This is a genomic window from Endozoicomonas sp. SESOKO1 (genome assembly GCF_024606265.1).
Classification (GTDB): Bacteria; Pseudomonadota; Gammaproteobacteria; order Pseudomonadales; family Endozoicomonadaceae; genus Endozoicomonas.
This window is the reverse complement of the sequence record NZ_JAHHPP010000140.1, coordinates 1-5,674: the sequence shown is the minus strand read 5'-3', so window position 1 is coordinate 5,674 and position 5,674 is coordinate 1. Positions and strand designations below refer to the sequence as shown.

The window sequence follows — 5,674 nt, the reverse complement described above, 5'->3', positions numbered from 1 at the left end:
AAACGCCCAAAAAAGCTTCCTGTTGTGTTGTCGGTTACGGAAGCCAACTCTGTTTTGTCCTATCTCAATGGGACACCGTTATTAGTCGCCCAGTTAATGTATGGTGCCGGTCTTCGACTGAAGGAAGCGCTCCGCCTCAGGGTTCAGGATGTTGACTTTGGCCGTATGGAAATTACCGTTCGCCATGGCAAGGGTGGCAAAGACAGAATGACTCTGTTGCCCAAAGTGTCTGTTGAACCATTACGAACTCAGATCGAGTCATCCAGGTTACTTCACCAAAAAGCCCTTGAAGACGGTGCCTGCTTTGTTCATCTTCCCCATGCCTTGGCCAGAAAATACCCAAATGCGGGAAAAGAGCTGGCATGGCAATATATTTTTGCCAGTACTCAGTTGAGTAAAGACCCAAGAACCGGCAATGTAGGCCGTCATCACATCAATGAGAGGGGGATTCAATCTGCCGTAAAACACGCTGTCAGGAAGGCAGGCGTGAACAAAAATGCCAGCTGTCACACTTTCCGGCATAGTTTTGCGACACATCTGCTGGAGAGCGGATACGATATCAGAACCGTTCAAGAGTTGTTGGGTCATGCCAATGTCAATACAACAATGATATATACCCATGTACTCAATCGCGGTGGTAAAGCGGTTTTAAGCCCGGTTGATCGCTGATAAAAAATAATAAAACATTTCTGAACCGCACTCACGCTACCGCCCCCCCTATGCCATTTCCTCGAGTATTAAGGCAGTTCCAAGTTATACACGACTTTTTTCGCATAGTTACATAGACTTAAAATAGTACCCCTGGGTTACCGAAGTATCTTTTTTAATGCTCCCACTCACCACGCTGTCCGATAATTTCCACCTGAAGGTCATCAGGAATCTTCTGAAACGACAATATTACAGTCATTAAACGACGAACGGCAACTTCATCCACGGCATGGGTGTCAGATAAAGCTCATAACCAGACCCGCAGAGATCGCCATGGTGAAAATCACCACCAGGAAGGCAACAATCATCGGGTTGCGGAACAGGCTCTTCAGCAGAATCACTTCCGTCAGGCTGGCACCGGCACTGCCGATAATCAACGCCATCAGGGCTCCCATTCCCATGCCTTTGGCCGCAAGGGCAGAAGCCAGTGGGATTACCGCTTCAGCCCGGATATACAGGGGCACACCAATAATCGCTGCAAATGGAATCGCCAGAGGGTTATCCGGGCCGGCATACTGGGCAATAAAGTCCGCAGGAATGAACCCGTAAGTAAAGGCACCGATACCCACACCCAGCATCAGGATCGGGAAGATCTGCTTGAACTGGCTCCAGGTTTCACCCCAGATGCGGCCCCAGCGGTCATCACTTCTGGGCTTGCTGTCGCCACAGGCGGTTGCGCAGCCAGTAGACGTCACCGGAGCTGGTTTGGGATCACAACAGCTGGACTTTGGCGCTGGTTTGCTGTCACAACAGCTGGTCTTGGGTGCAGGTTTGCTGCCACAACAACTGGCTGCAGCCGTTTCACCATAGACAACATCTTTACGAACATAACGTTCAAAGCCCATTTTCTCCAGAATATAACCTCCGGCTACTGAAACGGTCAGCGCAATGGTGAAGTAAATGACCGTTACCTTCACACCAAAGGTTGCCAGCAACAGCCCCATGATAATCGGGTTCATCAGTGGCGAGGTGAACAGGAACGTAATGGTCGGACCAAACCCTGCCCGGGCTTTAAGCAGACCGGTCAACATCGGAATGGTAGAGCAGCTGCAGAATGGTGTCAGCGCCCCCAGAAGGCCTGCAGAAACATAACCTTTGCCACCCTTGGAACCGAGTATCTTCTGAATTTTTTCTGCCGGCATATACTCCAGAATCACGCCGATAATAAAGCTGACAATCAGGAACAAAATGGTCAGTTCACCGGCCAGAAAAATAAAGGTACCCAATGTATCTACCAGACTCTGGGCCATATCAGCGCCCATGCTGGATTCCAGTGCCGGTTTTATGGCCGGCTCGATAGCATCGGTTATCTGCTGTTGTATACTCATATCAATAATTCCAGAAAAATAGAAATATAGTTTTAAAAATAATAATTCTCTTGCCGATCTGTCTGACCTGTTATGAATATAAGATCAGTGTCCGCTTCCCCTTACGCGATCATCAGCATGCAGCTTGTTGGTGGGCGTATATTAGGTGAATGAAAAAACAGATTCAACCATTATTCTAAAATTATAGAAATATTTGTACCTGCCTTTGCTGATGAAATGCCTTGAACCGGGCATTGATAACCCTGGAATACCGATGGGAGAAGGGATTGAAGTTATTTCAAATGGGTTTTGGGGCTGGCCGTGCAAGGCTGGAGCCACCAGCATATTTCTGCGATGGCTCCAGTTTTAGAACGATTAATTAATTCAACCCACCTTCCTGCCAGGGAAGAAGATACATAACGTCACTGTGGCTGGAGGTAATCTCATTAAGATATTCTGCCTCCCTGCTCCGACGGGATACCAGCAGTGGATCGGTTACCTCCAGCGGTGTCAGTGACTGATTCACTACCCATCCCGCTGGTTTGATTCCGGCCCTGGCCAGATCTTCCTGGAGTTCGGCGGCCTCATGAACCGGTGTCGCTTCCGGCAAGGTACAAATCAACAGCCTGGCAAACTCCGGATCCCGCAATCGTGGCAGCAGCCCGGTCACTTCTTCTGAGTGAGCATCGCCACGCTTCAATACCTCCCGGTGGTAGCTCTGGGCGGCATCCAGCAGTAAGATTGTATGCCCGGTAGGAGCGGTATCAATGACGGTAATACGGTTATCGGCCTTAAACACGGTACGGGCAAATGCCTGAAAGACCGCTATCTCCTCAATACAGGGGGATCTCAAGTCCTCTTCCAGCAGCGCACGTCCATCGTCGTCAAGATGAGTTGCGTCAGCCAACACCTCTGTTCGATAGCGTTCAATCTCTTCAACAGGGTTGATACGCTCAACCACCAGGTTATCCGTCACCTGACCAACAGCATCGTGTACATGAGCAGCCGGGTCCGTTGTCGTGAGCGTAACCGGTAAGCCCTGTTCAGCCAGTTTTCGGGCAATCATAACGGCGATGGAGGTTTTGCCCACCCCGCCTTTACCCAGGGTCATCACAATGCCACGGCCACTGGCTGCCAGACCATCAATAAACTGGTTCAGATCAGCACTTTCCGGTGTTGTGTCTGATCGTTCCTGTTCCGCTGCAACTTTACCAGGGTTGTGATCAAAAAACGTTTTCAGCCCTTCAATACCGATAGGAGGATTGGCCGACATGGCAATGGTCGAAACCGGCAGGTGGCGCAACTGCCCTGGCATATCACTCAACGCATTTCTGCCACGACTCTCAAGGGCAATGGCAACCGGATCATTAGCATCCGTCGCTGTGAATACTCCGTTCACCACCAGATGCTGATTAGTAATCCCCAGCTCCAGCAACTCGCCACTGGTGCGTGCAGCTTCTTTCAGGGCTGCGCCATCAGGGCGGGTGACTAACACCAATCGGGTCTGGCTTTCATCGGCAAGAATCTCCACGGCCCGGGCATACAGTGCTGTCTGTTTTTCCAGCGCCGCCAGGGGGCCAAGACAGGATGACCCTGTCGTATTGTCCTCCACAAAGCCCGTCCATGCCCTGGGCAGAGAAAGCAGTCGCAGGGTGTGGCCGGTGGGTGCCGTATCAAAAATGACCCGGTCAAACCCTGTTGTAACCTGCTCATCAGCCAGCAGTTCGGTAAAGGCATCAAAAGCAGCAACCTCAAGGGTACAGGCCCCGGACAGCTGCTCCTCCATATTTTCAAGAACCGCATCAGGCAGTACACCCCGGTATGGATCAATAGCCTTTGCCCGATAGGCGGCGGCCGCCGCCCGAGGATCAATATTCAGGGCAAACAGGTTTTCAACCTGGTTTACCGCGATCGGTTCACCCGTTAACCGGGTTTCCAGTACCTCATCCACATTGGATGCCGGATCGGTACTCACCAGTAATACTTTTTCTCCGGCAATGGCCTGACGGACAGCGGTAGCGCAAGCCGTACTGGTTTTACCTACGCCACCCTTGCCGGTAAAGAACAGCACCCGTGGCATATTTTCCAGGAATTTCATCACGTCACTCCTTAACAGCCACCACTGCAACCACAACCACCGCCAGAAGCAGTCGTTGCCGATTCAGCTTCCGCTGTTGCAATCGGTTCCCCAGCCGCCATGGCAACCAGTTGCTCACGGGTTGGGTAAGTTCCGTAACTGACCATTTCACCGTCGCGCATAATGATGGGCAGTGCTTCCGTTTGATGGGCTTCCAGCATGGCCTTCACCGTCAGGTTGGTGGCAAAAGCAGCTGCCTCCTGAGCCAGGTTATAACGGGTAACCCGGTGTCCCAGTGATTCCAGGTAATTCAGATCTGCTGAAAAAACAGACAGCTTCTGGTCAGGCTTTGGACCACAAACGCCAGAAGAGCAACACATGGCAGGATCAAACACAGTAATAGAAGACATAATTTTTTTCCTGATCTCTTAATGCATTTCCAGGGGATTGGATGACTACCGGAACCTGCCGGTAGTCGAGTAAACGTGAAGATAATTAACTGGCGTGAGCGACCGGGAAACGATCACGGGTACGATTGGCGTAAGCCACCAGCGCCAGCATGATGGGTACTTCAACCAATACACCAACCACTGTCGCCAGTGCAGCCCCGGAGTTCAGGCCAAACAGACTGATCGCTACGGCAACGGCCAGTTCAAAGAAGTTGGAAGCACCAATCATCCCACCAGGTGCGGCAATGCTGTGCGGTTCTTTCCACTTGTACATCCAGTAGTAGGCAATGGCGAAAATGAGTATTGTCTGAATAATTAACGGGATAGCGATCAGTACGATATCGACAGGATTGGCCAGAATCCGTGGTGCCTGAAAACCAAACAGCAGCACTACGGTCAGGATCAAACCGAGGATTGATAACGGTTTTACCCGGTGGCCAAAGCTCTGTAACGCCTGCTCAGAGTGCAGAAGCTTTCGGGTTATCAACCCAGCCAGTAACGGGATAATGATAAATAGTACGACGGAAAGAAAGAGCGTACTCCAGGGTACGATAACATCGGTCACTCCCAGCAGAAACGCAGCGATCGGTGCAAAAGCCACCACCATCACCAGATCATTAACCGCCACCTGAACCAGTGTGTAATTGGCATCACCACGGGTCAGCTGGCTCCAGACAAAGACCATAGCGGTACAGGGCGCCAAACCCAACAGGATCATTCCGGCAATGTATTCGTCACCAAGCTCTGGTGAGATAAGACCGGTAAAACTACCGAAAAAATAGCGAATAAACAGAATTGCCAGAAGCGCCATGGTAAATGGCTTAATCAACCAGTTGACGACCAGCGTGACAATCAGGCCTTTTGGACGACGATGGATGTTTTTTACCGCGGTAAAGTCGATCTGCATCATCATCGGATAAATCATCAACCAGATCAGCACTGCAATAACAAAATTAATGCTGGCGTACTCCCAGCTTCCCAGGGTGGTAAAGAGTGATGGAAACAGTGTTCCACCAACCAGCCCGGCCACCATGGCCAGAGCCACCCAGACACTTAAATAACGTTCAAAAATACCCATGATTTGAACCTCTACAAACTATCGTTCATCGTAATTTAACGATTAAGGTGTAAGT

General features: G+C 50.7%; 5 protein-coding genes. 1 reads left to right on the top strand and 4 read right to left on the bottom strand.

Features of this window, described 5'->3' with window-relative positions:
- Positions 1–669, top strand: a 669-nt coding sequence (locus tag KDK13_RS07045) for an integron integrase (RefSeq protein ID WP_257284267.1), incomplete at its 5' end; no start/stop codon positions are given.
- Positions 670–944: 275 nt separating this feature from the next.
- Here the strand turns inward: KDK13_RS07045 and KDK13_RS07040 are convergent.
- From KDK13_RS07040 to arsB, 4 genes are all read right to left on the bottom strand, one after another.
- Complete coding sequence (locus KDK13_RS07040; protein WP_306671027.1) at positions 945–2,036, bottom strand: permease; 1,092 nt, start codon at positions 2,034–2,036, stop codon at positions 945–947.
- Between the two features lie 358 nt (positions 2,037–2,394).
- On the bottom strand, positions 2,395–4,113 hold the full coding sequence (gene arsA / locus KDK13_RS07035) for an arsenical pump-driving ATPase (protein ID WP_257284266.1): 1,719 nt from the start codon (positions 4,111–4,113) through the stop codon (positions 2,395–2,397).
- An 11-nt stretch (positions 4,114–4,124) separates the two neighbouring features.
- Complete coding sequence (gene arsD, locus KDK13_RS07030; protein WP_257284265.1) at positions 4,125–4,502, bottom strand: arsenite efflux transporter metallochaperone ArsD; 378 nt, start codon at positions 4,500–4,502, stop codon at positions 4,125–4,127.
- A gap of 85 nt (positions 4,503–4,587) precedes the next feature.
- Positions 4,588–5,619, bottom strand: a complete 1,032-nt coding sequence (gene arsB / locus KDK13_RS07025; protein WP_257284264.1) for an ACR3 family arsenite efflux transporter — start codon at positions 5,617–5,619, stop codon at positions 4,588–4,590.
- Positions 5,620–5,674 lie beyond the last annotated feature (55 nt).